The organism is Pseudomonas sp. MLB6B, assembly GCF_054508135.1.
Window position 1 is genome coordinate 2340046 of sequence record NZ_CP199313.1, and the last position, 23000, is coordinate 2363045.

The following is a 23000-nucleotide window of genomic DNA, read 5'->3' on the forward strand; positions in this document are numbered from 1 at the left end:
AGTTACTTATTCCTACGCTTGTTCAAGCTTGAACTGACCGATTGATTCCCCCGGCGTGCTCCGCTGCTGGGAGTGGAGTTCGCCTATGACCGAAATCGAAGTAAAGAAAAGCCAAGACAGCCTGCAGGACCGTCTGGCCCAGGTAATCGAGCTGCTGCAGCGTCAGCGTGTCGTCGAAGACCTCACCCATCGCCAAGAAGGTCAGCACCACGATCTGGTGGAGAATCTCGTCCACCGGCAGAACCTTGTCGAACTGCAACGCAAACTCGACGACCTGCACCCCGCCGATACCGCCTACATCCTAGAAGCCTTGCCGCTGGAAGACCGTCTTTCGGTCTGGCAGCTGGTGCGCTCGGACCGCGACGGCGACATCCTTCTCGAAGTCTCCGATGCCGTCCGCGAAACGCTCATCGCCGACATGGACGACCACGAGCTGCTGGCCGCCGCCAAGGAGATGGACGCCGACGAACTGGCCGACCTGGCGCCTGAGCTGCCCCGCGACGTCGTCCACGAGCTGATGGAAACCCTCGATGCCCAGCAGCGCGAGCGTGTGCGCTCCGCGCTGAGCTATGACGAGGAGCAGATCGGCGCGCTGATGGACTTCGAGATGGTCACCATCCGCGAAGACGTCAGCCTGGAAGTGGTGTTGCGCTATCTGCGCCGCCTCAAGGAGCTGCCCAACCACACAGACAAGCTGTTCGTGGTCGACAACGGCGGCATCCTCAAGGGTGTGCTGCCGATCAAGCGTCTGTTGGTCAACGACCCGGAGAAGCAGGTGGCGGAGGTCATGGCGACCGACCCCGTCAGCTTCCGTCCCGAGGAAGATGGCTACGACGCCGCCCAGGCCTTCGAGCGTTACGACTTGGTTTCGGCGCCGGTGGTGGACAAGAGCGATCGCCTGATCGGCCGTTTGACCATCGACGAGATGGTCGACCTGATTCGTGAGGAAAGCGAATCCGAAGTGCTCAACATGGCCGGTTTGCGCGAAGAGGAAGACATCTTCGCTTCGGTCTGGCGTTCGCTGCGCAACCGCTGGGCGTGGCTGGCGATCAACCTGATCACCGCGTTCCTGGCCTCGCGGGTGATCGGCCTGTTCGAAGGCTCCATCGAGAAACTGGTCGCCCTGGCCGCCCTCATGCCCATCGTGGCCGGCATTGGTGGCAACTCAGGCAACCAGACCATCACCATGATCGTGCGCGCCATGGCGTTGGACCAGGTGAGCCCTGGCAACACCGTGCGCTTGATGCGCAAGGAGCTGGCGGTTGCCTTGATCAATGGCCTGGTGTGGGGTGGGGTGATCGGCGCGGTTGCCTACTGGCTGTACGGCAGTTGGTCGTTGGGGGTGGTGATGACCGGCGCCATGACGCTCAACCTGCTGCTCGCGGCACTGATGGGGGTGCTGATCCCCATGACCTTGATGCGCATGGGCAGAGATCCAGCCATGGGCGCCAGCGTGATGATCACTGCCGTGACCGACAGCGGCGGCTTCTTCATCTTCCTCGGCCTGGCCACGTTGTTCCTGCTCTGATGGCGTGTGTTCAGCGCACAAAAAAGCCAGCGTAAGCTGGCTTTTTGCTGAGCGATTGGCCGGATCAGGAAGCGTCGGCAGCCATTTCCGCGTCGTGTGCGATCAGTGACACCAGCGCATTCTGCTGGCGGTGGGAGAGCTGGCGGAAACGTTGCAGCAGCTCGCGTTCGTGCAGGGTCAGCTCAGGGCTGTCCATGCGCATGCTCAGCTCGTCACCCAGGGCCCCTTCCTGGATCAGGGTCTGTTCGAGGCGAGCGATGATTTCGGAATTCATACTGCGGTGATGGTTGCGCGACACTTCGGCGATACGCTCACGCATGCCGTCTGGCAAGCGGACGACGAATTTGTCAGCGGTGCGGCTCGAGTAGATAGCCTGTTTCAATGGGCGCATATAAATTAACCGGTTCTTCTGGTTCAGGGGGAGCGGTTCGCAGATTGCCCGCACGGTGAAGGTACGACCGTTATTGCGGCAAAATGTTCAACCGCTGCTGTGACAAGGACCGTATATTGCCTGAGGGTAGTCGGTTCCTTGACGTCAAATCTGTGACAAATAGTGAGCTGGGTGAAGGCTTTTTGCCAGCACCGATTATCAGAAATGTGTACTGGTTTGAAAAGTGAGAGGCCGGCAGGGCATTTTCATCTGTAAAGAATGAGCCAAAGCCGGAATAGCACAGGTCTCAAGGTCTGAGTCGCCCTTGAGCACATCGTGCGCTTAATCGTCGAGGATCCTGACATGACCCTTGTGAACGCTCCGTCAAATGACCAGGGTCGGCTCATCCTGGTGATAGGCCCATCGGGCTCTGGCAAGGATTCGCTGTTGCAGGCGGCCCGACCCGTGCTGGAAGAGCAGGGCATGAGGATCGCCCGGCGTATCATTACCCGTTCGCCAGAGTCGATAGGGGAGGAGGCGCTTAGTGTGTCTGCGCAGACGTTCCAGCGTATGCAGGCGCAGGGCGAGTTCGCCCTACACTGGCAAGCCAATGGCTTGAGCTACGGCATTGCGCGGGAAATGGACGATTGGCTGGCAGCGGGTGAGTCGGTCATGGTCAACGGTTCGCGCGGCCATCTGGAGCAAGCGCGCACGTTGTACCCGGATCTGCTTGCCATCTGTCTCGACGTTGAGCCCAGAGTGCTGCGCGAACGCCTGCTTAGCCGGGGGCGAGAGAGCCCTGAGGAAGTGGAGCAACGTCTGGTGCGCAGTGCTCAACTAAGCGGCTCCCTGCCCAAGGATGTGCGGCATTTGGATAATTCAGGCGCTCTAGGGGAGACGGTCAGTGCGCTGTTGGCGGTTTTGGAGGAGGAAGGCATCATCTCAGCCGGTCGCCTTTCACAGCATCCGTAAACAAAGCCTGCGCTCGTATAGCCTGATTCCTACATGACAAACGGCCGAGCGCTGGTTAACATGCACGCCTTCCTTGCCGCCGGCGCCCGCCGACGGCCTCAGGGTCTCAGTAGCTCAATTGGATAGAGCATCCCCCTCCTAAGGGGAAGGTTGCAGGTTCAAATCCTGCCTGGGACGCCATACCTTTCAAAATCCCGAAGACGCCAATGCCTCAGAGATACTGATCCGTGGGTACGTATTTTATGCGCAGGTACATTGACCGGCTGCTGAGGGTTCTATGATGACCACGCCATATGGACTTGGACTCTGACGAAATCGATGCGCTATTTTGAATAGCTTATGGCGCGCTACGTTTGCAAGGCGATGCGTTGAATCGGTAATGCTGCCAATACATGAAGCAGGCTCCAATGAGGAAGCCGCTGCCCATTGTGCCGAAAATCGTCATGGCCGCTAATCCGAGTCGATCATTCTCGTCATGTATCATTTGCCTGATCGATGTGTCATAGAGGGTCTCGTTTTCAGTGTAAAGGCGCACGATCATGGGCTCGGATTGCAAGTAACCAACATCCACAAATAATTCCGTATTTTTATCGATCTGGGCAGTATCGAAAGTTATTTTATATGCATACGCCGAATGCCTCAACTTATTTCCTTTCGGGTCTCTGTAGGTCACATGGAACCGGTAAATCGAGCGATCTCGTTCCCACGTCTCGGTTTTGGATGTGATCACAGCGGGTACGCCAGTGGCTGCCACTGTGAGCGTGCTTAGGTCAGAGCTCGGTAATATGATGAAGATTGATGCGACTGCAATATTCAAAATGCCGGACCAAGCAAGCAGTCTGGCTGCTTCGATGGGTCTCATGCTTTGTATCAATAGGATGATGTCTCTCAGACTCATCATGACGTATGCCTATTTTCTTGCGGGGTACAGGGATTTATCATGAATTTTTCTTCTGCATGCATTGAATGGCCAGATTGGATCTGGCCTAGTCGTGAGGTATTACTTAAGCTCGGGCTAATTTTTATAGCTGTCCTGTGTGCCTCCACTTGAGCAGACATATTGATCTTGCTGGTTTCCTATGGGAACCGTTATCGTAGGCGGCGGCCCGGCGGGAGGTGTGCCATTGATGCTTTCTATACCAATCGTTACTGTCGCGCCTCCATTAGGGTGAGGCGGTAACGGGGTGATTGCAGGTGTATTGTAATTTTCAGGCGGTGAAGCGGGCTCAAGAAAATACGTAGGATTAGCCGGTATTGGATATATCAGAGGGTACAAAGGCAGGTGCTCAATCTTTATCTCGTCTGATGCAGGATGCCAAGTGAAAGCTAGTACCCGGCCTGCAAATAGTTGGTTTATCGAAGGCACATCCTTGATGGTCAAGTCTGGCGCTATGAACGACTCAGGTGGTTCTTGAGCGATGTCGTTTTTAACGAGCATTTCAAACAATGGTTTAATTTTTTCATTGATATCCTGTGCCAGTTGGGATTTGTAAGCCCCAAATAACGTAGCACCTAGAGCAATAGCGGTGAAAGCGGTAGCTGCTGCAGGAAAACCTGCTAGCACGACGAAACCAGCGACGATGCCTGCCACATTGCCGACAAGACTCACAATGTCCCCATGGTTTAATTTTTTGTCAGATTTGTATTCCGCCACTATTTTTAAAAAAGTCACGCTCCCTGCCAAGGTGTTCGTTGCGATGTTGATGAACGGCACTGCACCGTGAGTCATCTCCTCCACTGCTAACACAGCTGCAATCGCACCTGCAGTTTGTGACCCCTGCACGACCAAGGAAAAGCCCTGGTTGTCGATTTTGAATTGATCGTGTATCGCCGCCGCTGCCCCAGCTTGAAACCCGGGCTTCTCAACTTTGTTGACGATGGCCACGAAAATCTCGAATTTATTACTCATCTCTTATATCCTGATCTACTGTTTTGAACGCAATGGTCATGCGCAGGCGGTCGCAACTCATGAACGGCGAATTGGCACGGTGTGGAATGTTGCCGTTGAACACGACGACGCGATTGGGTTTAGGCAGTACGGTCGCAATGACGTCTGTCTTCATAGGGTTGAAAAAGGTGAGTTCTCCGCCCCATGCCATTGCCCAGTAATCGTTGCAGAACAGCACCGCAGTGCGTCCTGGCTCAAACAAATCGTTGTCTCGATGAATGGGACCATCCTGTCCTGCGGTCTGGCCGTTCGCATAAACGCCGATGAGTCTCGAGTTTTTCATGGACGAACTGCGTAGGCGTCTCCAGACATTTATGAGAAACCCCCACTGCTCATGATCGGCTAACTCCCGCTCACAGCAGTCCAAAGAGCTTCGCCCGCTTCCCGCGATGAAGATGTGCCAGCATGGGCGCGAAAATGGGTTTGGGTGTACTGGCCAACCATATCGCCAGTGGACTTCGGATAATGTTTCACTTAGTTGACACCGTTCTGCGTCGGTTAATACGTTTTCTACGATTTCCAAATCGTCAATCTTAGAATATTTTTCCATGGGTGCCCCCGTGTAATTGCGCTGTCCATATTCATTCAGGCTTAGGGTAAAACCGTCGAGAAAAAGATTGAGCGCTAATTGAAAACCAAGCTACGGGGTAAAGTTAACGTCCAGTGAAAGATTCTTCCGATCTATGTGTAATCTGTTTGCCGATGTCTGGTAGGAGATTTCTATTTGCAAATTATTGGCGCAAAATTTTCCCAGTAGGTTACCCACCATCAAGCAAAAATCTTATCGAAGGATTTATTCAAACTTGCGATTGTTGCGGTCACAATCTTTATCCTGTGCAGTCGAATAGGCGCCGATCGGTTCTCGAAACCAATGCAGCTGGGTGACAGAAAGGTGCAGCCGGACCTTGCCAAGTTAGGCTTGCTTACAAACGGAGATTTGCGATTCAGATGTTCGAATCAGCGAAGGCAGGGCCTCGCCTTTCCGATAATGGGCGTTGGCAGTTTTCCTGGAGACGGGTCGTTGCCTTCCATCCAGGCACAAGCCCATCGACCGAGTGGTCTGGGCTCCTCTACGGATATTGCGCGGGCTATTCAGGCACTGTCATGGCTGATTTTTGCACTATTACGGAATGAACATTCCTCTCTAGCCAACCTCGAATTTCTATTGATAGACGAAAAGCACATAAGCAGTCCTGCGACTTGGAACACGCTGAGGCATGCCTCATAAAGGCCACATTAAGAGGTAATGATGATGAAAATCGGTTGTTTGGCCTGGGGCTCGTTGATCTGGAAACCCGGCGATCTACAACTCGCCGGCCAATGGCATGCCGACGGGCCCGCAGTGCCGGTGGAGTTCTGCCGCGTAGCCGACGGCGGCGAGCTGTCCACCGCCATCTGCCTGGGCGCCAACTGCGTCGATGTGCTGTGGGCCCGTCTGGCTACACTGTCGCTCGAAGAGGCGTGCGCCCAATTGGCAGAGCGCGAGGCCATACCTGCCGGTCGCCACGATGGCGTGGGCACGCTGCTGGTGCATGAAGACGACGGCGTCGACGGCCTCAATCGCTGGGCGTTGCGCCAGGGCCTGGACGCGGTGATCTGGACCGCGTTGCCGCCGCGCTATCTGAACATCGAGAGCCGCATTCCCACGGCAGTGCAGGCCATCACCTACCTCGACGGACTCGAAGCGGACACCCGGACGCATGCGCGCGACTACATCCAGCAGGTACCGGCGCAAATCGCCACCGGATATCGCCCTTTGTTCGCAGACAAGCTGGGGTGGTGAGGTAACCGTGCAGGCCGTTCATGGGCGAACGGCCCGGTAAAGGTCTAGCGGCTGCGTGGCGTATCCAGCGCCGGCGACCAGACATGATGCCCGCAACGTTCGCAAACACTCTTCTCCTGCGCCTCGTGATAAGCCCCGAAACCGCAGCTCACGCAGCTGTACAGACCTGCAACCGGCGGCAGCGCGTATTCGGCGCGATGCTCGTCTGGCAGAACCGACAGGCCCGGGCGCGTGTTTTCCAGGTCATAGAAGTACAGGCTCAGATCGCCGTCGGTTTCCAATAGCCCCAACCGAACCTGACCCAGGTGCTCGACGCCTTGCTGACGCAGTTCCATGAACAGTTCGTTCGAAGAAATGTTCAAGTTACGCAGCGAGTGAATTTCATACATGCCGTCCTTGACCACGGTGATGGGCAGCCCGTCGATCCAGGCTTCGCAGGTCTTGCTGCGTTTCATGGCGTAGATCGTGCCGCGGTAGAGCAACAACAGGGTCACGAACACCAACAATACCGGCAAGATGGGCACGTCTTCGTAGAAAGTGACGTCGCCGGCGGCCGAGCCCAGCGTGAGGATGACCACCAGTTCGAAGCGCGACAGCTGCTTGATGCCCCGTCGGCCGCTGAACTTGAGGAAACAGAACACCGCCAGGAAAGCCACCAACACTCGGGCGGAGACTTCCCAGAGAAACGACAGGGGCAGTTCGCCGAGCAGCATGCGTTGTGCTTCAAACGCGACCATTTACAGATTCCTTGATAGTCGGCCTACAGCCGTTGATCGATGCCACGGGTATTCCTCTGCTTCAGCGTTGGGCCAACGTCGGATTCATCGCCCAAAGAAAGAACACCGATAGTACACCGCCCGTTAATGAGCACTCCAAGCATTGGCCATCCTTTATTTAAAGGCGGTTTATCTGAGTATTCATATTGTTTTCCATTCGTCAGGCAAGGCCTGATCCGTTCCAACCTTTCTCCGCGCACCTCACTCCCAATCATGGGCGGCGTCAACATACCTACATTCAGGCGCTCTCCCAACCGTGAGGAAACCGTCATGTTTATTCACAACAAGCGTTTGCAGTACACCGTGCGTGTTGCCCAGCCCAATCCCGGCCTGGCCAACCTGCTGTTGGAACAATTCGGTGGGGCGCAGGGCGAACTGGCAGCGGCCGGTCGCTACTTCACCCAGGCGCTGGCCGAAGACGATCCGGGCCGCAAAGACCTGCTGATGGACATCGCCACCGAAGAGTTGAGCCATCTGGAGATCGTCGGTTCGATCATCGTGATGCTCAACAAAGGCGCCAAAGGGCGTCTGGCCGAGGGCGTGGAGGAGGAGGGCGCGTTATATCGCTCCATCAACGGCGCCGGCAATGACTCGCACATCACCAGCATCCTGTACGGAGCTGGCGCGCCGCTGACCAATTCGGCGGGCGTGCCTTGGAGCGCTGCCTACATCGACACCATCGGTGAGCCGACCGCCGACTTCCGTTCCAACATCGCCGCCGAAGCGCGGGCGAAGATCGTGTATGAGCGATTGATGAACGTGACGGACGATCCTGGCGTCAAGGAAGCCCTAGGCTTCCTGATGACCCGCGAAATTGCGCACCAGTTGTCGTTCGAAAAAGCACTGCATTCGATCCAGCCCAACTTCCCCCAAGGCAAGTTGCCCGGCATGCCCGAGTTCACCAACAAGTACTTCAACATGTCGGGTGAACCCAATGTAAGGGGGCCCTGGAACGAAGGTGAGGAATGGGAATATGTCGAGCATCCCACGGCTGCCGTGGACGGCGGTGATGGCAGTGCCTCGGTGATGTTGTCCGCCGAAGAACTCCAAGTTGTCGAGGCCATGCGCCTGCGCACCCAGTCCAACCCGGCCAGCGACCCCGTCACCGGTGCCGATCTCGGCTCGGGCGTGGTCAACGATCTGGACAAGTGAGCGATCGAGCGCCGAGTGTCTCGCCTAACCAAGACCCAGGCCTCGGCGCTCACGCCCAAACTTTGAACAAGTATGTGTTTTCCTACCTTTGGAGAGATAGCGATGGCTCGCAAGACGCTCGAAGACCTGTTCATCCACGAACTGTCGGACATGTACAGCGCCGAGAAGCAAATCGCCAAAGCCCTGCCACGTTTGGCGAGGGCGGCCACCAATCCGCAGTTGGCCGAAGCCTTCAAGATCCATTTGGAAGAAACCCATGGTCAGATCGAGCGTATCGACCAGTTGGTGGAAGCTGAGGGTTTGAAACTCAAGCGCATGAAATGCGCGGCCATGGAAGGGCTGGTCGAAGAAGGCAAAGAGCTGCTGGACGAGATCGAGAAAGGCGAAGTGCTCGATGCGGGCATGATCGGCGCCAGCCAAAAGATCGAGCACTACGAAATCGCCGGTTATGGCACCCTGATTGCGCTGGCCAAGCACCTGGGCATGAAGACCGCCGCCAAGCTGTTGGCTGAAACCCTGAAGGAAGAAAAGGCGACCGATGAAAAGTTGTCGGCCATCGCCGAGCAGGGCGGCGATCAGGCTGCCACCCTGGAAAAATGAAGGTGCATGCCCGGCATCTCGTGTGCCGGGCGTCGCTCGCATGCTTCCCCCCGCATGTCTCCCTAGTCTTCTTGCCAAGCCTTGTCGCCTCACAAGACGCCTGGTGCTTCACAGCGCGCGCTTCGCTACTGCAAGGCGGCCAAGCGAATGCCCCACATAGGTGGAAGTTGCCCGCCTATGCAGTCTGAACGCGTATCCGACTGTCTTATCGGCGAGTATCCACGCAACCTCCCATCCCACAAGATTTGACCTGAAGGTCAAATCTGCCTAGGGTATCGCCCCCGTTTTTTGCTTGAGACCACCATGACCGACCGTGCTTCAATCCCCGTTGCCGTCTACCTACTGGGGTTGACGATCTTTTCCCTGGTCACCGCCGAATTCATGGTCGCCGGCATCATGCCTGCCTTGGCCGCGGAGTTTTCCGTGAGCCTGGCCCAGGTCGGCAACCTGATCGCGTTCTATGCCCTGGGCATGGCCCTTGGCGGCCCGCCAGTGACCATGCTGCTGATAGCCCGCGGCGTCAGCAACAAGCGTGCGCTGCTGGGGCTGTTGGCGGTGTACGTACTGGCCGGCGCCCTGGGAGCGGTGGCTACCGACTACTCGGTATTGCTCCTGGCCCGCGTGCTGATGGGTGTCACCAGTTCGGCCTGCCTAGGCCTGTGCATGACCCTCTGCGCAGGCCTTGTACCTGCCGCGCAGCGCGGACGGGCGATCGCCATCGTGCTGGCGGGGCTGATGATGTCGCCGGTCGCCGGTGTGCCGATGATCAACCTGGTCGAGCACAGCTTCGGCTGGCGCGCCAGCGCCTGGGCGATCGTGCTGCTGTCGCTGCTGTGCACGCTGCTGGTGGCGACGTGCCTGAAGCAGGACCCGGCCGACCGGCAACCGCCGCTGTCCCGGCAATGGGCGGCGTTGGGCAACCCCAGCCTGTGGGGCGCGTACCTCACCAGCGGCCTGATCATCGGCGCGACCTTCGCCGGCTTCAGCTACATCACACCGATCCTGATCGAGGAAGTAGGCGTACTGCCCAGCCATGTGGCGCCGCTGCTGGCGTTGTACGGCGTGGCCAACCTGCTCGGCAACATGCTGGTGGGGCGCGTCGCCGATCGGCATACCTTCGCCGCCTTGGGCTGGGGGCTGGTGCTGTTGACGGTGGCGATGGCCGGCTTTGCCATGGCCGGCCAGACGGTGTGGCTGAACCTGGCCTGCTTCCTGGCCATCGGCCTGACCGGCGTGGCGCTGAACCCGGCGATGGTGGCACGGGTGATGAAAGCAGCCGAACCCGGCGCGCTGGTCAATGCCCTGCACACCTCGGTGATCACCGCCGGCCTGGCGCTGGGCAGTTGGGCGGGCGGCGAAGCCATCGACGCCGGCTTCGGCCTGCGTGCGCCGTTGTGGGTCGGTTCGGCCATGGCGGCGGTGGGCCTGCTGAGCGTGGTGCGCCCGTGGCTCGCGCGTACGCCGGTGTCCTTGGCCAAACCCTGCGTCTAGCCCCAAGCCGGGCCGTGCGCAGACATTCGGTTACTTTCACCGGCTACGGCTGTGCGTGTATCGTCCGCTCTTGCGTTCGGGCTGCCGTGCTGGCGCCCGAACGCTGGTAACTCCGACAACAACAGGATGTCCTTCCATGGCCCGCTCGCGTTTCCTGCCCGACAACTTCACCCTCATGCTGGTCGCCGTGGTGCTGACCGCGACCCTGCTGCCGGCCGCAGGTCAGGTGGCGGTGGCCTTTGACTGGATCACCAACATCGCCATCGGCCTGCTGTTCTTCCTGCATGGCGCCAAGCTGTCGCGCGAGGCGATTCTGGCCGGGGCCGGGCACTGGCGGCTGCATGGGCTGGTGTTCATCTGCACCTTCGTGCTGTTCCCCTTGCTCGGCCTGGCCCTGCGCCCGCTGCTGCTGCCGCTGGTGGGCAAGGACCTGTACATGGGCTTTCTCTACCTGTGCACGCTGCCGGCCACGGTGCAGTCGGCCATCGCCTTCACCTCGCTGGCCCGTGGCAACGTGCCGGCGGCCATCTGCAGCGCGGCGGCGTCGAGCCTGATCGGCATCTTCATCACCCCGCTGCTGGTCACCTTGCTGATGGGCGTGCACGGCGACAGCGGCTCGACCCTCGAAGCGATCCGCAAGATCAGCCTGCAGCTGCTGGTGCCCTTCGTGGCCGGGCAGATCGCGCGGCGCTGGATCGGCGAGTGGGTAGGGCGCAACCGCAACTGGCTGAAGGTGGTCGACCAAGGCTCGATCCTGCTGGTGGTGTATTCGGCCTTCAGCGCGGCGGTGATTGGTGGCCTGTGGCAGCAAGTGCCGCCGCTGCTGCTCGGCTGGCTGGTGCTGGGCTGCTGCGTGCTGCTGGCGCTGTCGCTGGGCGTCACGGCGCTGCTGGGCCGGGTGCTGGGCTTCAGCGTCGAAGACCGCATCACCATCCTGTTCTGCGGCTCGAAGAAAAGCCTCGCCACCGGTGTGCCGATGGCCCAGGTGCTGTTCGCCGGCAGCACCATCGGCCTGCTGATCCTGCCGCTGATGCTGTTCCACCAGATCCAGCTGATGGTCTGCGCCGCCTTGGCGCAGCGCTATGCCCGTCGTCCGGAAGCGCCGTTGCCCGCTGTCGAGGTGGCCAAGGCCGCCAAGTGACCTTTTTCAGCCTCTGAACGCGCCCAGGGGCTGACGCTGGCGACCCTGTTCGTCGAAGTTGCTCGGCGCCAGCCAGGCGCCGAACGCCGCCTTGAGCACCGGCCATTGGCTGTCGATGATCGCGTACCAGGCCGTGTCGCGGCTGCGGCCCTTGTACAGCACCGCCTGACGGAACGTGCCCTCGTAGACGAACCCCAGCCGCTCGGCCGCCCGCCGCGATGGCAGGTTGAGATCGTCGCACTTCCATTCGTAACGCCGGTAACCGAGTGCGTCGAAGGCGTAGGCCATCAGCAGGTACTGCGCTTCGGTCGACAGCGCCGACTGCTGCAGCGCCGGTGAAAAGACCACGTACCCCACCTCGATCACGGCATTGGCGGGATCGATGCGCATCAGCGCCAAGGTGCCAACGGCCTTGCCGCTGGCCAGGTCGATCACCGCGAAGTGCAACGGGTCGCTGCTGCGCGCCGCCGCTTCGGCATGGGCCTGGTACTGCGCCAGTGTGTCGAAAGGCCCGATGGGCAGGTACGTCCAGTGGCGTGCGTCGCTGGCGGCGGCATAGGCAGCGTAAAGATCGGCGGCGTGCCGCGCGGCATCCAGCGGCTCCAGCCGGCAGTGGCGACCGGCCAGGGTGATGGCAGCGGGACGTGGTCGCGGCGAGCAGTCGGCGATTGCCGGGCCGATGGGTTGGGCGTACTCGTTGAGGCGGGTCATGGACGAAATTCCTGCGCGGAAGGGGTTAGCACTGTAGCGCGTCGGCGCTCTGACGAAAGGGCCATTGGCCCGTGTTTGCGGGGCACCAATCGCCTGCTTCGGCACAGGCCGCATACCGCGTGGCAGACGCTGTGCAAACAGCTGCCAATTGGAATGAATCTTTCCCGCGGCCCACCGCTCCCATAACCATGTAACGATCAGGGAGGCCGAAATGGCAGGTCAGCAGCTGTATGTAATCGAGTATGCGCTCCACGCGCAGCCGCGCACGTTCATCATCCGTCTAGAGCGCATGGACAACGCCCAAGCTTGGCATTGGGCCAGTTGCGATGCGGGTGTGGGGATCATTCCCCGGTTTGGTCAGCACCAAATCAAGCGGGTCAGCCGGCCCATGGCCGAGCGCTACGGCATCACCGAGGTTAAGTGGCGTCTGGCCGGGCAGGGTCCGGAATTCGTCGCGCCGCCGATCGACCTCAAAGGCATGGGTGATTCCGCCTCGCAGCGCTGCACCACCGGCGCGTGAAGGGTACAAAGGCCATCTCCGTGGAAGCACGGAGATGGCCTTTGTTGTGTGCGGAGCATCTTTGCCAGCCGTTAACGGCCTCTTAAGAGCAAAGTCCCAGTCCACAGCGGTTTGCAGGGTCCATGCACCGCGCCGCTAGATGTGCAACGCCCGTCCCAATGCTTTCAATGCCGCCTCCTGCACCGCCTCGCCCAATGTCGGGTGGGCGTGGATGGTGCCCGCCACATCCTCCAGGCACGCGCCCATTTCCAACGACTGGGCAAACGCCGTGGAAAGCTCGGAAACCCCCACACCCACCGCCTGCCAGCCCAGGATCAGGTGGTTGTCACGCCGCGCTACCACCCGCACGAAACCGCTGCGGCTTTCCAAGGTCATGGCCCGTCCGTTGGCGGCGAAGGGGAACTGCGCCACCAGGCAATCGAGGCCTTGGTCACGGGCCTGCTCGGGGGTAAGCCCCGCCACCACCAACTCCGGGTCGGTGAAACACACCGCCGCGATCGCCGCCGGCTGGAAGCGCCGGCTGTGACCGGCGACCAGCTCGGCGACCATTTCGCCCTGGGCCATGGCCCGGTGCGCCAGCATCGGTTCGCCGGTCAGGTCGCCGATGGCCCAGACGTTGCGCATGCTGGTCTGGCAACGCTCGTCGACCTTGACCGCCGCGCCGTGCATGGTCAGTTGCAGCGCCTCGAGATTGAAGCCCTCGCTGCGCGGGCGCCGACCGGCCGCCACCAGCACCCGGTCGCAGCCCAGGCGCAGCGCTTCCCCCTCAGGGGTGCGCACGTGCAGGCCTGCGGTATCGTGGCCCTCGACGCGATGACCCAGATAGAGCTCGATGCCCAGTGCCTTCATGGCCTCCAGTACTGGCGCGGTCAGTTCGGCGTCATAGCTGGGCAGCACGCGCTCGCGGGCTTCCACCACGCTGACCCGCGCGCCGAGCTTGCGGTAGGCGATGCCCAGCTCCAGGCCGATGTAACCGCCGCCGACTACCACCAGGTGCTGCGGCAGTGTCTGCGGCGACAAGGCCTCGGTCGACGACACCACTGCACCGCCCTGCGGCAGCATCGGCAACTCGACGCTGGTCGAACCGGTGGCTAGCAGCAGATGCTCGCAGCGGACGCGCTGCTCGCCGACCTGCACGGTCTTGCCGTCGACGATCTGCGCCCAGCCATGGACGACGGTGACCCGGTGCTTTTTCAGCAGGCCGGCCACGCCGCTGGTGAGGCGATCGACGATGCCGTCCTTCCACGCCACGCTGCGGCCGATGTCCAGGCTGGGCGCGCTGGTGCTGATGCCCAAACCGGCATCGCTGGCATGCTTGCCGGCCTGGTGGAACTGTTCGGCCACATGGATCAGCGCTTTGGACGGAATGCAGCCCACGTTCAAACAAGTGCCGCCCAGGGCCTGGCCCTCGACCAGCACCGTAGGGATGCCCAGTTGCCCGGCGCGAATGGCGGCGATGTAACCCCCGGGGCCGCCGCCCAGGATCAGCAGGGTGGTGTTCAAGGTTTCGGGCATGCTCACTCCACGAACAGGCAGGCGGGTTGTTCGAGCAGGCCGCGTACGGCCTGGATGAACAAGGCGGCGTCCATGCCATCGACCACACGATGGTCGAACGAGCTGGACAGGTTCATCATCTTGCGCACCACGATCTGGCCATCGACCACCACCGGCCGCTCGACCATGCGGTTGACGCCGACGATGGCCACTTCCGGGGTGTTGACCACCGGCGTGCTGGCGATACCGCCCAGGGCCCCGAGGCTGGTCAGGGTGATGGTCGAGCCCGACAGCTCTTCACGCGTGGCTTTGTTGCCGCGCGCGGCCTGGGCCAGGCGGGTGATCTCACGGGCGTTGTGCCACAGGCCGGCCGCTTCGGCATGGCGCAGCACCGGTACCATCAGGCCGTTGTCGCCCTGGGTGGCGATGCCCACGTGCACGGCGCCGTGGCGGGTGATCAGTTGCGCCTCGTCGTCGTAGGTGGCGTTGATCTGCGGGAAGTCGCGCAGCGCCACTACCAGGGCCCGTACCAGGAACGGCAGCAAGGTCAGCTTGCCGCGCTGCTCGCCATGCTGGCGGTTGAGTTGCTGGCGCAAGGCTTCGAGCTGGGTGACGTCGATTTCCTCGATGTAGCTGAAATGGGCGACGCGACGCTTGGCGTCCTGCATGCGCTGGGCGATCTTGCGGCGCAGGCCGATGACCGGGATTTGCTCGCTGTCGGTGCGCCGGGCCTGGCCGGTCGCTGCCGGTTCGCTGCGCTGCGGCGCCTGGAGGAAGGTGTCGAGGTCTTCGTGCAGGATGCGCCCGGCCGGGCCGCTGCCGTGTACGTAGCGCAGTTCGATGCCGGCATCCAGCGCACGCTTGCGCACGGCGGGGGAGGCCAGGGGCTTGTCGCCGGGCTGGCGCGGCACCAGGGGCGCGGCAGGCTGTTGGGCATGTGCCGATGGCCCAACGGGCGCGCCGTCGGCTTTGGCGCCATGTGCCGATTGTGCGGTGAGTGCGCCGTTGGCACTCGACGCCGAAGCGGTGTCGGCAGGTACCGTCGTCGGCGGCGGGGTCGGTGCGTTGGCGACCGGCGCCGTCGGCTCGGGCTGCGACGCGGCAGCATGCGACGCCGGCTTGGCGGCGTGCGCCACGTCGGTATGGTTGCCGCTGCCCTCGACCTCGATGCGGATCAGCTCGCTGCCCACGGCCATGACTTCACCGGGCTGCCCGCCCAGTGCGACCACGGTGCCGCTGACCGGCGACGGGATTTCCACCGTGGCCTTGTCGGTCATGACATCGGCCACCACCTGGTCTTCGCCGATCACATCGCCGACCTTGACGAACCACTCGACCAGCTCGACCTGGGCGATGCCCTCGCCGATGTCCGGCATCTTGATGACGTGCGTGCCCATTCAGACCTCCATGACCTGTTTCAATGCTGCGCCCACCCGGGACGGGCCAGGGAAATACGCCCATTCCTGGGCGTGCGGGTAAGGGGTGTCCCAGCCGGTGACGCGCTCGATGGGCGCCTCCAGGTGATGGAAGCAGTGCTCTTGCACAAGCGCGGTCAGCTCGGCGCCGAAGCCGCAGGTGCGCGTGGCTTCGTGCACCACCACGCAGCGCCCGGTCTTCTTCACCGAGGCGACGATGGTGTCCAGGTCCAGCGGCCACAGGCTGCGCAGGTCGATCACTTCGGCGTCGACGCCGGTTTCCTCGGCCGCCACCTGGGCCACGTACACCGTGGTGCCGTAGGTCAGCACCGTGACGTCGTTGCCCGGTCGAGTGATCACCGCCTTGTCCAGCGGCACTTGGTAATAGCCTTCCGGCACCGCGCTTTGCGGGTGTTGGGACCAAGGTGTCACCGGGCGGTCGTGGTGGCCGTCGAAAGGGCCGTTGTACAGGCGCTTGGGTTCGAGAAAGATCACCGGATCGTCGCACTCGATCGAGGCGATCAACAGGCCCTTGGCGTCGTAGGGGTTGGACGGCATCACCGTGCGCAGGCCGCAGACCTGGGTGAAGGTCGCTTCCGGGCTCTGGCTGTGGGTTTGGCCGCCGTAGATGCCGCCGCCGCAGGGCATGCGCAGGGTCAACGGCGAGATGAACTCGCCGGCCGAGCGATAGCGCAGGCGGGCCATCTCCGAAACGATCTGGTCGTAGGCCGGGTACACGTAGTCGGCGAACTGGATTTCCACCACCGGGCGCAGACCGTAGGCGCCCATGCCCACGGCGGTGCCGACGATGCCGCATTCGGAGATGGGCGCGTCGAACACCCGCGAGGTGCCGTACTTGCGTTGCAGGCCTTCGGTACAGCGGAACACGCCGCCGAAATAGCCGACGTCCTGGCCGTAGATGACCACGTCGTCGTCGCGCCCGAGCATGACGTCCATGGCCGAGCGCAGGGCCTGGATCATGGTCATGGTGGCGGTGGCCTGCGCAGTGTCGGTGTGCATGACGCTTGTCTGGTCGTTCATCTCAGACTCCCAGTTGCTGGCGCTGACGGCGCAGGTGGTCGGGCATGTCCTTGTACACGTCCTCGAACATCGAGGCGGCACTGGGGATGTGGCCGTTGGCGAGGGTGCCGTGCTGTTCGGCCTGTTTCTGGGCGGCGAGGATCTCGGCTTCCAGCTCGGCGCTGACGGCGGCGTGCTCCTCTTCGCTCCAGTGGCCGCTGGCGATCAGGTGCTGCTTGAGCCGGGCGATCGGATCGCCCAGAGGGAAGTGGCTCCAGTCGTCGGCAGGGCGGTACTTGGACGGATCGTCCGAGGTCGAGTGCGGACCGGCGCGGTAGGTCACCCACTCGATCAGGCTCGGTCCCAGGCCGCGGCGGGCGCGTTCGGCGGCCCAGCGCGAGGCGGCGTAGACCGCGACGAAGTCGTTGCCATCGACGCGCAGCGAAGCGATGCCGCAGCCCACGCCACGACCGGCGAAGGTGCTGGCCTCGCCGCCGGCGATGGCCTGGAAGGTGGAGATCGCCCACTGGTTGTTGACCACGTTGAGGATCACCGGCGCGCGGTAGACGTGGGCGAAGGTCAGGGCGTTATGGAAGTCGGACTCGGCGGTGGCGCCGTCGCCGATCCAGGCCGAAGCGATCTTGGTGTCGCCCTTGATCGCCGAGGCCATGGCCCAGCCCACGGCCTGCACGAATTGCGTGGCCAGGTTGCCGCTGATGGTGAAGAAGCCGGCTTCGCGCACCGAGTACATGATCGGCAGCTGGCGGCCCTTGAGCGGGTCGCGCTCGTTGGACAGCAGTTGGCAGATCATCTCCACCAGCGACACCTCGCGGGCCATGAGGATGCTCTGCTGGCGGTAGGTGGGGAAGCACATGTCGCTGCGGTTGAGCGCCAATGCTTGTGCGCTGCCGATGGCTTCCTCGCCCAGGCTCTGCATGTAGAACGACATCTTCTTCTGCCGTTGCGCGACCACCATGCGGCTGTCGAACAGGCGCGTCTTGAGCATTGCACGCATGCCGCGGCGCAGCACCTGTGGGTCGATGTCCTCGGCCCAGGGGCCGACGGCGTTGCCCTGGCCGTCGAGCACGCGCACCAGGCCCGTGCACAGGTCGGCGGTGTCGGCGGCCTCGACGTCGATGGGCGGTTTGCGCACCTGGCCGGCATCGCTCAGGTGCAGATAGGAAAAATCGGTCTGGCAGCCAGGCCGGCCGGTAGGCTCGGGCACGTGCAGGCGCAGGGGGGCGTAGTCGTTCATCGGGTTCACGCTCGCTCGGGTCATTGTTGTTGTGAGCTGGAAAGCGGGGGCGAAGGGGCGCGGTCCTGGCGTGATGCTGTTCGGTCGAGTCGGGTGTCATGCTCGTTGGTGCTGCGTTGCAGCCCTTCGCGACTGAAGTCGCTCCCACGACTGAGTGAACAGGATTACGGTTTGGCGGGCCGATCCGTCTTGCTAATAGGGTAGAAGGCTGGCCGGAGAATATTTCTCTGATGTTCGTTGCCTTTCGGCGGTGGCGCAGATAAACATTCTGCACAACCACAAAAAACCGGTGAATTTGTCTCATGCGCAAACTCGATCGCACCGATATCGGCATTCTCAACAGCCTTCAGGAAAACGCCCGTATCACCAACGCCGAACTGGCCCGCTCGGTGAACCTCTCGCCCACGCCCTGTTTCAACCGGGTACGGGCCATGGAAGAGTCGGGACTGATCCGTCGGCAGGTGACCCTGCTGTCACCGCAAGTGTTGGGGCTGGACGTCAACGTGTTCATCCATGTGAGCCTGGAGAAGCAGGTGGAGCAGTCGCTGCACGGTTTCGAGGACGCCATCGCCGAGCGCGCCGAGGTGATGGAGTGCTACCTGATGACCGGTGATCCGGACTACCTGCTGCGCGTGCTGCTGCCGAGCATCCAGGCCCTGGAACGCTTTCTCGACTACCTGACGCGGCTGCCGGGGGTGGCGAACATCCGCTCCAGCTTCGCCCTGAAGCAGGTGCGCTATAAGACCGCGCTGCCGCTGCCGGCCAATGGGCTGACCTTGCGCGAGTGAGAGGGGAGGCCAAAGACACGCCGTTCAACCGCCGCGGGCTGTGATCGCCAGCTACTGGAGCAAGGTCCGCTCATGCTCCGCTTCCATAGCTGCTACCGAAACCAATGCCCTGATCGCTTTCTACTTGCCTTTGCTTCCCGGGAACTGTCGGCTCCGCTGTCCATCGAACGCTGTGCCGCTGTCCAGCCCCGCTTGCCGAGCGCTTCATGCCCGCAGCCGGCTGAAGCAGGCGCGCTGTGGGTCGGACCGGCCCGACTACGACAACCTCTTGACTCGCTGCGCCGCCTTGGCACCTTTTCCTGGGGCCAAGTGGGGAAGCGGGTTTAAGCTTGCCAGCTGTACTCCACCAGACCAGGGAGCCCGCCCGGGACGTATGCGCCATATCTGGAAGTCTTTTCGCTCGTTGTACTTCGCCGCGCTGATGATGCTGATCGGCTCGGGTCTGCTCAGCACCTACCTGGCCTTGCGCCTGGCGGCCGACCAGGCCGATAGCCTGTGGGCCGGTGCGCTGATGGCGGCCAACTATTTCGGCCTGGCCCTGGGCGGCAAGGTGGGCCACCGGCTCATCGCCCGGGTCGGCCATATCCGCGCTTATGCCACTTGTGCCGGTATCGTCGGCGCCGCCGTGCTCGGCCACGGCCTGACCGACTGGCTACCGGCCTGGGTCGGGCTGCGGGTGGTGGTGGGTCTGGGCATGATGTGCCAGTACATGGTGCTGGAGAGCTGGCTCAACGAACAGGCCGACGCCAAGCAGCGCGGTGCGGTGTTCAGTTGCTACATGATCGCTTCCTACCTGGGCCTGGTACTCGGCCAGCTGATTCTAGTGGTGCACCCGCAACTGGGTCTGGAACTGTTGATGCTGGTCGCCATGTGCTTCGCCCTGTGCCTGGTGCCGGTGGCCATGACCCGGCGCATCCACCCGGCGCCCCTGCGCCCGGCACCGATGGACCCCTTGTTCTTCATCAAGCGCGTGCCGCAGTCGCTGTCGACCGTGCTCGGTGCGGGGCTGATCGTCGGCGCGTTCTATGGCCTGGCGCCGTTGTACGCCAGCAGCCAGGGTCTGAGCACCGAGCAGATCGGTCTGTTCATGGGCTGCTGCATCTTCGCCGGCTTAGTGGTGCAGTGGCCGCTGGGCTGGTTGTCCGACCGCTACGACCGCGCCGTATTGATCCGCAGTGTGGCGGTGGGCCTGGCGGTAGCGGCGTTGCCTTTGGCGATCTTCCCGGCGGTGCCGCTGGAGATCCTCTTCGGCATGGGCTTCTTGATCTCGTTGCTGCAGTTCGGCCTGTATCCGCTGGCGGTGGCGTTCTCCAACGACCACGTGGAAAGCGAGCGGCGCGTGTCGCTGACGGCCATGTTGCTGGTGACCTACGGCGTCGGCGCCAGTATCGGGCCGTTGGCTGCGGGCGTGCTGATCAAGCTGTTCGGGACGCAGATGCTCTATGCCTTCTTCGCCTTCTTCGCCCTGGTGCTGGTATGGCGCATTCGGCCGCAGGCGGTCACCGGGTTGCATCAGGTCGAAGATGCGCCGCTCAGCCACGTGGCCATGCCGGCAACCAGTTCGCCGCTGTCGGCGGCGCTCGATCCGCGGGTCGATGAGCAGACGGTGCAGGATGTGATGCAGGCGCCGGTGGCGGCGGAGGATACCGAGGAGGAAGAGGGCGCAGAGCAGGCGCAGGAAGCGCAGGGCGTGGAGGAAAAAGTCGCTGGTAAACCGTGAAGGGAGTGGTGAGGAGGCTTGCAGGGAACGACTGAGCCTGGGGCACGGCTGAATCGGCTGCTCGCTTCGAGGTGCGCGTACGCCCCAGGAGTGCACTGATCTGTGGGAGCGGCTTGAGCCGCGATCGCCGGCACCGCCGGCCCAATGACCACCATACCCATCGACAGGCAGAGCATGGCGTCTGACCCAGGGCAGCGTTACCGCCCGTCGCGGCTCCAACCTAGGCACCGCATCAATCCTGGGTAATTTTGGTCAGCGCCATTGGGCCGGCGTTGCCGGCCATCGCGACTCAAGTCGCTCCAACAGTGAAGGTGGCGTTGCCGACTATCGCGACTCGAGTCGCTCCAACAGTGAAGGTGGCGTTGCCGACCATCGCGACCGATCGGAGCACCGAACCGGCCGCTCCAACAGGGGAGGCGGCGCTGCGCCTGTCCAGGCAGCGTCCTCTGCGAACCGGACTCAGTAATCGTCTTTGTCGAACCGCCGCGCCTCGCGCTGCAGTTGGTACACGAAACTTTCCACCCGGCGCTGGCCCTGGCCGCTGAGGTTGTGGAAGCGCACGCCGGCAAAGGTGGTGTTGATGCGCTCTTCGAAATGCAGGTGGCGCAGCTCCACCATCGTTTCGGTCAGGCCCAGCGGGGCGCCGGCTTTCATACGCTCGTACACCTGACCAAGTTGCAGACGGCTTTCCACATCGCCTTCGAAGCGCAGCTTGCACCCGGTCGCGGAAATGTCCAGCAGCTTGCCGCGCAGCGGCCCGTCGCCCCGCAGGTGCTTACCGTCGAGCACGACATCCACCAGTTGTGACAGCTTCAGCGCGGCGCGGAAGGCATTGCGGCGCTGGTGGTAGGTGATTTCGCTAGGCAGAGGCCCACGGTAGCAACGATGGCCGTCGATCTCGGTGATGCTCAGGGGGTGGTTGCATTCCCACGCCACGCGCACGCCGTCATGGAAGCCCTCGACCCGGAACGGCTCGCCGTTCTCGATGTAGCGTTCGCCGTCGCGGGGCATCAGCTCGTCCAATGCCAACACATCGTTGTCCTTGTCGACGTGCACCACGTAGCTCTGGAAGCGCTGGTCGCGTTCGGGAAAGGTAAGAATCAGGGGGTCGTGGCTGTCGAGCAGTTGGCGCAGGTTGGCGTTGATCTCCAAAGGGGTGGCCAGCACTTTGGGTGGCTGTGGAGCATCGGCGTCATTGAACACGGGTTAACTATCTCCAGGCAAAAAGCGTCACATCCAGGTCGCGGCATTTTGCCAGTATGGAGGGCGGCTTGATAGGGGGCTGATCACACCTGGCTGAGCGGCCGGCGTCGAGCCATGGGCGAGGTGCCGCCACGGCTGTCGTACAGGGAGGGCGAGTCGCCACCCATGAGGATGCGTACTTGGTTGCTGGTGATGTGCTGCTGCACCTGGATGATCCGGCCGTTGGTCTGGTTGACCTCCTGGCAAGCGTCGAGCAGTTCGCCGAGCAGATCGAGCCGTTGCAGTATCACCTCGCCTTGGGCCGATTGCGCGGCCAAGGCCTGCACACCCTGGCGATCGGCCGACAGGCCCAGCTCGGCGAGCAGTTGCGTGCGGCGGCGGCCGTGCTGTTCGAGCAGTACGATCAGCGACTGCTTGCGCGCCAGGATCGTCTCCAGCACGGCCATGTCGCGCCCATGCAGGGCCACCGCTTCACCCTGCAACAGCTCGAGCAGTTCTTGGGCGGGGGCGATGTCGTCTTCGATGAGGTGCAGCAGGGTGGTGTCGTGCATGGCTAGGTCCTGTGTGAAATCGATCTCGCTCGAATCTGCCGCATCCGCGCGCGGTGCTGCCGGCACTGCTTGCGCCGAGGGTGCGCTCGCGTCGCTGCGTGCCGGAGCCGTCCAATGCAGCTCAGGTCAGGTGAAACACAGGCCATACCCTTCGAATCAGCGGAGTGGACTCAACGCTGGTTCTCGAGATCGAGCATCTTGCTGGCGACACGGCCCGCATCGACCTGATAGCTGCCATCGGCGATGGACTGCTTGAGCTGCGCTACGCGCGCGCTGTCCACCACGGGCTGATCGCGCAGCTTGTCGGTGATGGTCTTCAACTGTTGCGCCTCCTGGCTGAGATGGACCGCTTCGCCACTGGCGCTGCTGGCCTTGGCCTGGTCGGCGACCGCTGGTTTTTCGGCAGGACCGGTGGCGGCGGTGCTGCGGGTTCCGCCGGCCACGGCCGGCGGATTGTTCAAACGATTGAAATCAATGACCATGATCGAAAACCTCTGGGGATATGGACGCTTGCCTTGTTTTCGGCCACCCCTGGAAAAACTTTAGGCACCACTGCACGGCC

The 23000-nt window shown here is 62.1% G+C and carries 23 protein-coding genes and 1 tRNA gene; 11 read left to right on the plus strand and 13 right to left on the minus strand.

What is annotated here, in order from left to right:
• The first annotated feature begins 85 nt into the window (after window positions 1-85).
• On the plus strand, window positions 86-1528 hold the full coding sequence (gene mgtE / locus ACSMEV_RS10305; protein ID WP_413046702.1) for a magnesium transporter: 1443 nt from the start codon (window positions 86-88) through the stop codon (window positions 1526-1528).
• A 64-nt stretch (window positions 1529-1592) separates the two neighbouring features.
• Here mgtE and ACSMEV_RS10310 read toward each other — a convergent pair whose 3' ends face one another.
• Window positions 1593-1919, minus strand: coding sequence for an Arc family DNA-binding protein (locus tag ACSMEV_RS10310; protein WP_413046703.1), 327 nt, complete (start codon window positions 1917-1919; stop codon window positions 1593-1595).
• Window positions 1920-2261: 342 nt separating this feature from the next.
• On the opposite strand from ACSMEV_RS10310, the gene phnN reads away from it, so the two are divergent.
• Together phnN and ACSMEV_RS10320 are read left to right on the plus strand one after the other, a co-directional pair.
• Window positions 2262-2870, plus strand: a complete 609-nt coding sequence (gene phnN, locus ACSMEV_RS10315; RefSeq protein WP_459205095.1) for a phosphonate metabolism protein/1,5-bisphosphokinase (PRPP-forming) PhnN — start codon at window positions 2262-2264, stop codon at window positions 2868-2870.
• 103 nt (window positions 2871-2973) lie between these two features.
• Window positions 2974-3050: transfer RNA gene (locus tag ACSMEV_RS10320), tRNA-Arg, on the plus strand.
• 157 nt (window positions 3051-3207) lie between these two features.
• Here ACSMEV_RS10320 and ACSMEV_RS10325 read toward each other — a convergent pair.
• The 3 genes from ACSMEV_RS10325 to ACSMEV_RS10335 all read right to left on the minus strand — a co-directional run bounded on the left by ACSMEV_RS10325 (window position 3208) and on the right by ACSMEV_RS10335 (window position 5101).
• A complete protein-coding gene (locus tag ACSMEV_RS10325) occupies window positions 3208-3732 on the minus strand; it encodes a hypothetical protein (protein WP_459205096.1) in 525 nt (174 codons plus the stop codon).
• Window positions 3733-3885: 153 nt separating this feature from the next.
• Entirely contained in the window at window positions 3886-4779 is an 894-nt protein-coding gene (locus ACSMEV_RS10330; protein WP_459205097.1) for a hypothetical protein, read from the minus strand.
• On the minus strand, window positions 4772-5101 hold the full coding sequence (locus tag ACSMEV_RS10335) for a 2OG-Fe(II) oxygenase (protein ID WP_459205098.1): 330 nt from the start codon (window positions 5099-5101) through the stop codon (window positions 4772-4774). The genes ACSMEV_RS10330 and ACSMEV_RS10335 overlap by 8 nt, the downstream gene beginning before the upstream one ends.
• A 969-nt stretch (window positions 5102-6070) precedes the next feature.
• Here ACSMEV_RS10335 and ACSMEV_RS10340 point away from each other — a divergent pair.
• Window positions 6071-6601 carry a hypothetical protein gene (locus ACSMEV_RS10340; RefSeq protein ID WP_296264390.1) on the plus strand — a complete coding sequence of 177 codons (531 nt, stop codon included), beginning with the start codon at window positions 6071-6073 and terminating at the stop codon, window positions 6599-6601.
• 44 nt (window positions 6602-6645) lie between these two features.
• On the opposite strand, the gene ACSMEV_RS10345 is transcribed toward ACSMEV_RS10340, so the two are convergent.
• Window positions 6646-7338 carry a DUF421 domain-containing protein gene (locus ACSMEV_RS10345; RefSeq protein ID WP_459205099.1) on the minus strand — a complete coding sequence of 231 codons (693 nt, stop codon included), beginning with the start codon at window positions 7336-7338 and terminating at the stop codon, window positions 6646-6648.
• A gap of 309 nt (window positions 7339-7647) precedes the next feature.
• Here ACSMEV_RS10345 and ACSMEV_RS10350 point away from each other — a divergent pair, with 309 nt between their 5' ends.
• The 4 genes from ACSMEV_RS10350 to ACSMEV_RS10365 all read left to right on the plus strand — a co-directional run bounded on the left by ACSMEV_RS10350 (window position 7648) and on the right by ACSMEV_RS10365 (window position 11761).
• Window positions 7648-8529 carry a manganese catalase family protein gene (locus ACSMEV_RS10350; RefSeq protein ID WP_314494625.1) on the plus strand — a complete coding sequence of 294 codons (882 nt, stop codon included), beginning with the start codon at window positions 7648-7650 and terminating at the stop codon, window positions 8527-8529.
• 102 nt (window positions 8530-8631) lie between these two features.
• Window positions 8632-9129, plus strand: coding sequence for a YciE/YciF ferroxidase family protein (locus ACSMEV_RS10355; RefSeq protein WP_459205100.1), 498 nt, complete (start codon window positions 8632-8634; stop codon window positions 9127-9129).
• A 303-nt stretch (window positions 9130-9432) separates the two neighbouring features.
• The gene (locus tag ACSMEV_RS10360) at window positions 9433-10620 is read left to right on the plus strand and encodes an MFS transporter (protein ID WP_459205101.1); all 1188 of its coding nucleotides are present in this window, start codon (window positions 9433-9435) and stop codon (window positions 10618-10620) included.
• A gap of 136 nt (window positions 10621-10756) precedes the next feature.
• Window positions 10757-11761, plus strand: a complete 1005-nt coding sequence (locus ACSMEV_RS10365; protein WP_459205102.1) for a bile acid:sodium symporter family protein — start codon at window positions 10757-10759, stop codon at window positions 11759-11761.
• 6 nt (window positions 11762-11767) lie between these two features.
• On the opposite strand, the gene ACSMEV_RS10370 is transcribed toward ACSMEV_RS10365, so the two are convergent.
• Window positions 11768-12472, minus strand: a complete 705-nt coding sequence (locus tag ACSMEV_RS10370) for a GNAT family N-acetyltransferase (RefSeq protein ID WP_459205103.1) — start codon at window positions 12470-12472, stop codon at window positions 11768-11770.
• A gap of 211 nt (window positions 12473-12683) precedes the next feature.
• Here ACSMEV_RS10370 and ACSMEV_RS10375 point away from each other — a divergent pair, with 211 nt between their 5' ends.
• Window positions 12684-12992 (plus strand): DUF6555 family protein, encoded by a 309-nt coding sequence (locus ACSMEV_RS10375; RefSeq protein ID WP_296264376.1) that lies wholly within the window; start codon window positions 12684-12686, stop codon window positions 12990-12992.
• Between the two features lie 135 nt (window positions 12993-13127).
• On the opposite strand, the gene lpdA is transcribed toward ACSMEV_RS10375, so the two are convergent.
• From lpdA to ACSMEV_RS10395, 4 genes are read right to left on the minus strand one after another with little or no spacing between them, the layout of a single operon-like run.
• On the minus strand, window positions 13128-14507 hold the full coding sequence (lpdA, locus tag ACSMEV_RS10380) for a dihydrolipoyl dehydrogenase (protein WP_459205104.1): 1380 nt from the start codon (window positions 14505-14507) through the stop codon (window positions 13128-13130).
• A gap of 2 nt (window positions 14508-14509) precedes the next feature.
• On the minus strand, window positions 14510-15883 hold the full coding sequence (locus ACSMEV_RS10385) for a dihydrolipoamide acetyltransferase family protein (RefSeq protein ID WP_459205105.1): 1374 nt from the start codon (window positions 15881-15883) through the stop codon (window positions 14510-14512).
• Window positions 15884-16921, minus strand: a complete 1038-nt coding sequence (locus ACSMEV_RS10390) for an alpha-ketoacid dehydrogenase subunit beta (RefSeq protein WP_459208324.1) — start codon at window positions 16919-16921, stop codon at window positions 15884-15886. It abuts the gene before it with no gap.
• A gap of 22 nt (window positions 16922-16943) precedes the next feature.
• On the minus strand, window positions 16944-18176 hold the full coding sequence (locus ACSMEV_RS10395; protein WP_296264370.1) for a 3-methyl-2-oxobutanoate dehydrogenase (2-methylpropanoyl-transferring) subunit alpha: 1233 nt from the start codon (window positions 18174-18176) through the stop codon (window positions 16944-16946).
• A 302-nt stretch (window positions 18177-18478) separates the two neighbouring features.
• Here ACSMEV_RS10395 and bkdR point away from each other — a divergent pair, with 302 nt between their 5' ends.
• Complete coding sequence (gene bkdR / locus ACSMEV_RS10400) at window positions 18479-18964, plus strand: Bkd operon transcriptional regulator BkdR (protein WP_459205106.1); 486 nt, start codon at window positions 18479-18481, stop codon at window positions 18962-18964.
• Between the two features lie 373 nt (window positions 18965-19337).
• Window positions 19338-20684 (plus strand): MFS transporter, encoded by a 1347-nt coding sequence (locus tag ACSMEV_RS10405; RefSeq protein WP_459205107.1) that lies wholly within the window; start codon window positions 19338-19340, stop codon window positions 20682-20684.
• Window positions 20685-21143: 459 nt separating this feature from the next.
• Here ACSMEV_RS10405 and ACSMEV_RS10410 read toward each other — a convergent pair whose 3' ends face one another.
• The 3 genes from ACSMEV_RS10410 to flgM all read right to left on the minus strand — a co-directional run bounded on the left by ACSMEV_RS10410 (window position 21144) and on the right by flgM (window position 22920).
• Complete coding sequence (locus tag ACSMEV_RS10410; RefSeq protein ID WP_459205108.1) at window positions 21144-21887, minus strand: flagellar brake protein; 744 nt, start codon at window positions 21885-21887, stop codon at window positions 21144-21146.
• Window positions 21888-21970: 83 nt separating this feature from the next.
• Window positions 21971-22438 (minus strand): flagella synthesis protein FlgN, encoded by a 468-nt coding sequence (locus tag ACSMEV_RS10415; protein ID WP_459205109.1) that lies wholly within the window; start codon window positions 22436-22438, stop codon window positions 21971-21973.
• Between the two features lie 170 nt (window positions 22439-22608).
• Window positions 22609-22920, minus strand: coding sequence for a flagellar biosynthesis anti-sigma factor FlgM (flgM, locus tag ACSMEV_RS10420; RefSeq protein WP_459205110.1), 312 nt, complete (start codon window positions 22918-22920; stop codon window positions 22609-22611).
• Window positions 22921-23000 lie beyond the last annotated feature (80 nt).

Coding starts and splice junctions, on each gene's coding strand:
- mgtE (WP_413046702.1), top strand. CDS start 86: ATGACCGAAATCGAAGTAAAGAAAAGCCAAGACAGCCTGCAGGACCGT.
- ACSMEV_RS10310 (WP_413046703.1), bottom strand. CDS start 1,919: ATGCGCCCATTGAAACAGGCTATCTACTCGAGCCGCACCGCTGACAAA.
- phnN (WP_459205095.1), top strand. CDS start 2,262: ATGACCCTTGTGAACGCTCCGTCAAATGACCAGGGTCGGCTCATCCTG.
- ACSMEV_RS10325 (WP_459205096.1), bottom strand. CDS start 3,732: ATGAGACCCATCGAAGCAGCCAGACTGCTTGCTTGGTCCGGCATTTTG.
- ACSMEV_RS10330 (WP_459205097.1), bottom strand. CDS start 4,779: ATGAGTAATAAATTCGAGATTTTCGTGGCCATCGTCAACAAAGTTGAG.
- ACSMEV_RS10335 (WP_459205098.1), bottom strand. CDS start 5,101: ATGAAAAACTCGAGACTCATCGGCGTTTATGCGAACGGCCAGACCGCA.
- ACSMEV_RS10340 (WP_296264390.1), top strand. CDS start 6,071: ATGAAAATCGGTTGTTTGGCCTGGGGCTCGTTGATCTGGAAACCCGGC.
- ACSMEV_RS10345 (WP_459205099.1), bottom strand. CDS start 7,338: ATGGTCGCGTTTGAAGCACAACGCATGCTGCTCGGCGAACTGCCCCTG.
- ACSMEV_RS10350 (WP_314494625.1), top strand. CDS start 7,648: ATGTTTATTCACAACAAGCGTTTGCAGTACACCGTGCGTGTTGCCCAG.
- ACSMEV_RS10355 (WP_459205100.1), top strand. CDS start 8,632: ATGGCTCGCAAGACGCTCGAAGACCTGTTCATCCACGAACTGTCGGAC.
- ACSMEV_RS10360 (WP_459205101.1), top strand. CDS start 9,433: ATGACCGACCGTGCTTCAATCCCCGTTGCCGTCTACCTACTGGGGTTG.
- ACSMEV_RS10365 (WP_459205102.1), top strand. CDS start 10,757: ATGGCCCGCTCGCGTTTCCTGCCCGACAACTTCACCCTCATGCTGGTC.
- ACSMEV_RS10370 (WP_459205103.1), bottom strand. CDS start 12,472: ATGACCCGCCTCAACGAGTACGCCCAACCCATCGGCCCGGCAATCGCC.
- ACSMEV_RS10375 (WP_296264376.1), top strand. CDS start 12,684: ATGGCAGGTCAGCAGCTGTATGTAATCGAGTATGCGCTCCACGCGCAG.
- lpdA (WP_459205104.1), bottom strand. CDS start 14,507: ATGCCCGAAACCTTGAACACCACCCTGCTGATCCTGGGCGGCGGCCCC.
- ACSMEV_RS10385 (WP_459205105.1), bottom strand. CDS start 15,883: ATGGGCACGCACGTCATCAAGATGCCGGACATCGGCGAGGGCATCGCC.
- ACSMEV_RS10390 (WP_459208324.1), bottom strand. CDS start 16,921: ATGCACACCGACACTGCGCAGGCCACCGCCACCATGACCATGATCCAG.
- ACSMEV_RS10395 (WP_296264370.1), bottom strand. CDS start 18,176: ATGAACGACTACGCCCCCCTGCGCCTGCACGTGCCCGAGCCTACCGGC.
- bkdR (WP_459205106.1), top strand. CDS start 18,479: ATGCGCAAACTCGATCGCACCGATATCGGCATTCTCAACAGCCTTCAG.
- ACSMEV_RS10405 (WP_459205107.1), top strand. CDS start 19,338: ATGCGCCATATCTGGAAGTCTTTTCGCTCGTTGTACTTCGCCGCGCTG.
- ACSMEV_RS10415 (WP_459205109.1), bottom strand. CDS start 22,438: ATGCACGACACCACCCTGCTGCACCTCATCGAAGACGACATCGCCCCC.
- flgM (WP_459205110.1), bottom strand. CDS start 22,920: ATGGTCATTGATTTCAATCGTTTGAACAATCCGCCGGCCGTGGCCGGC.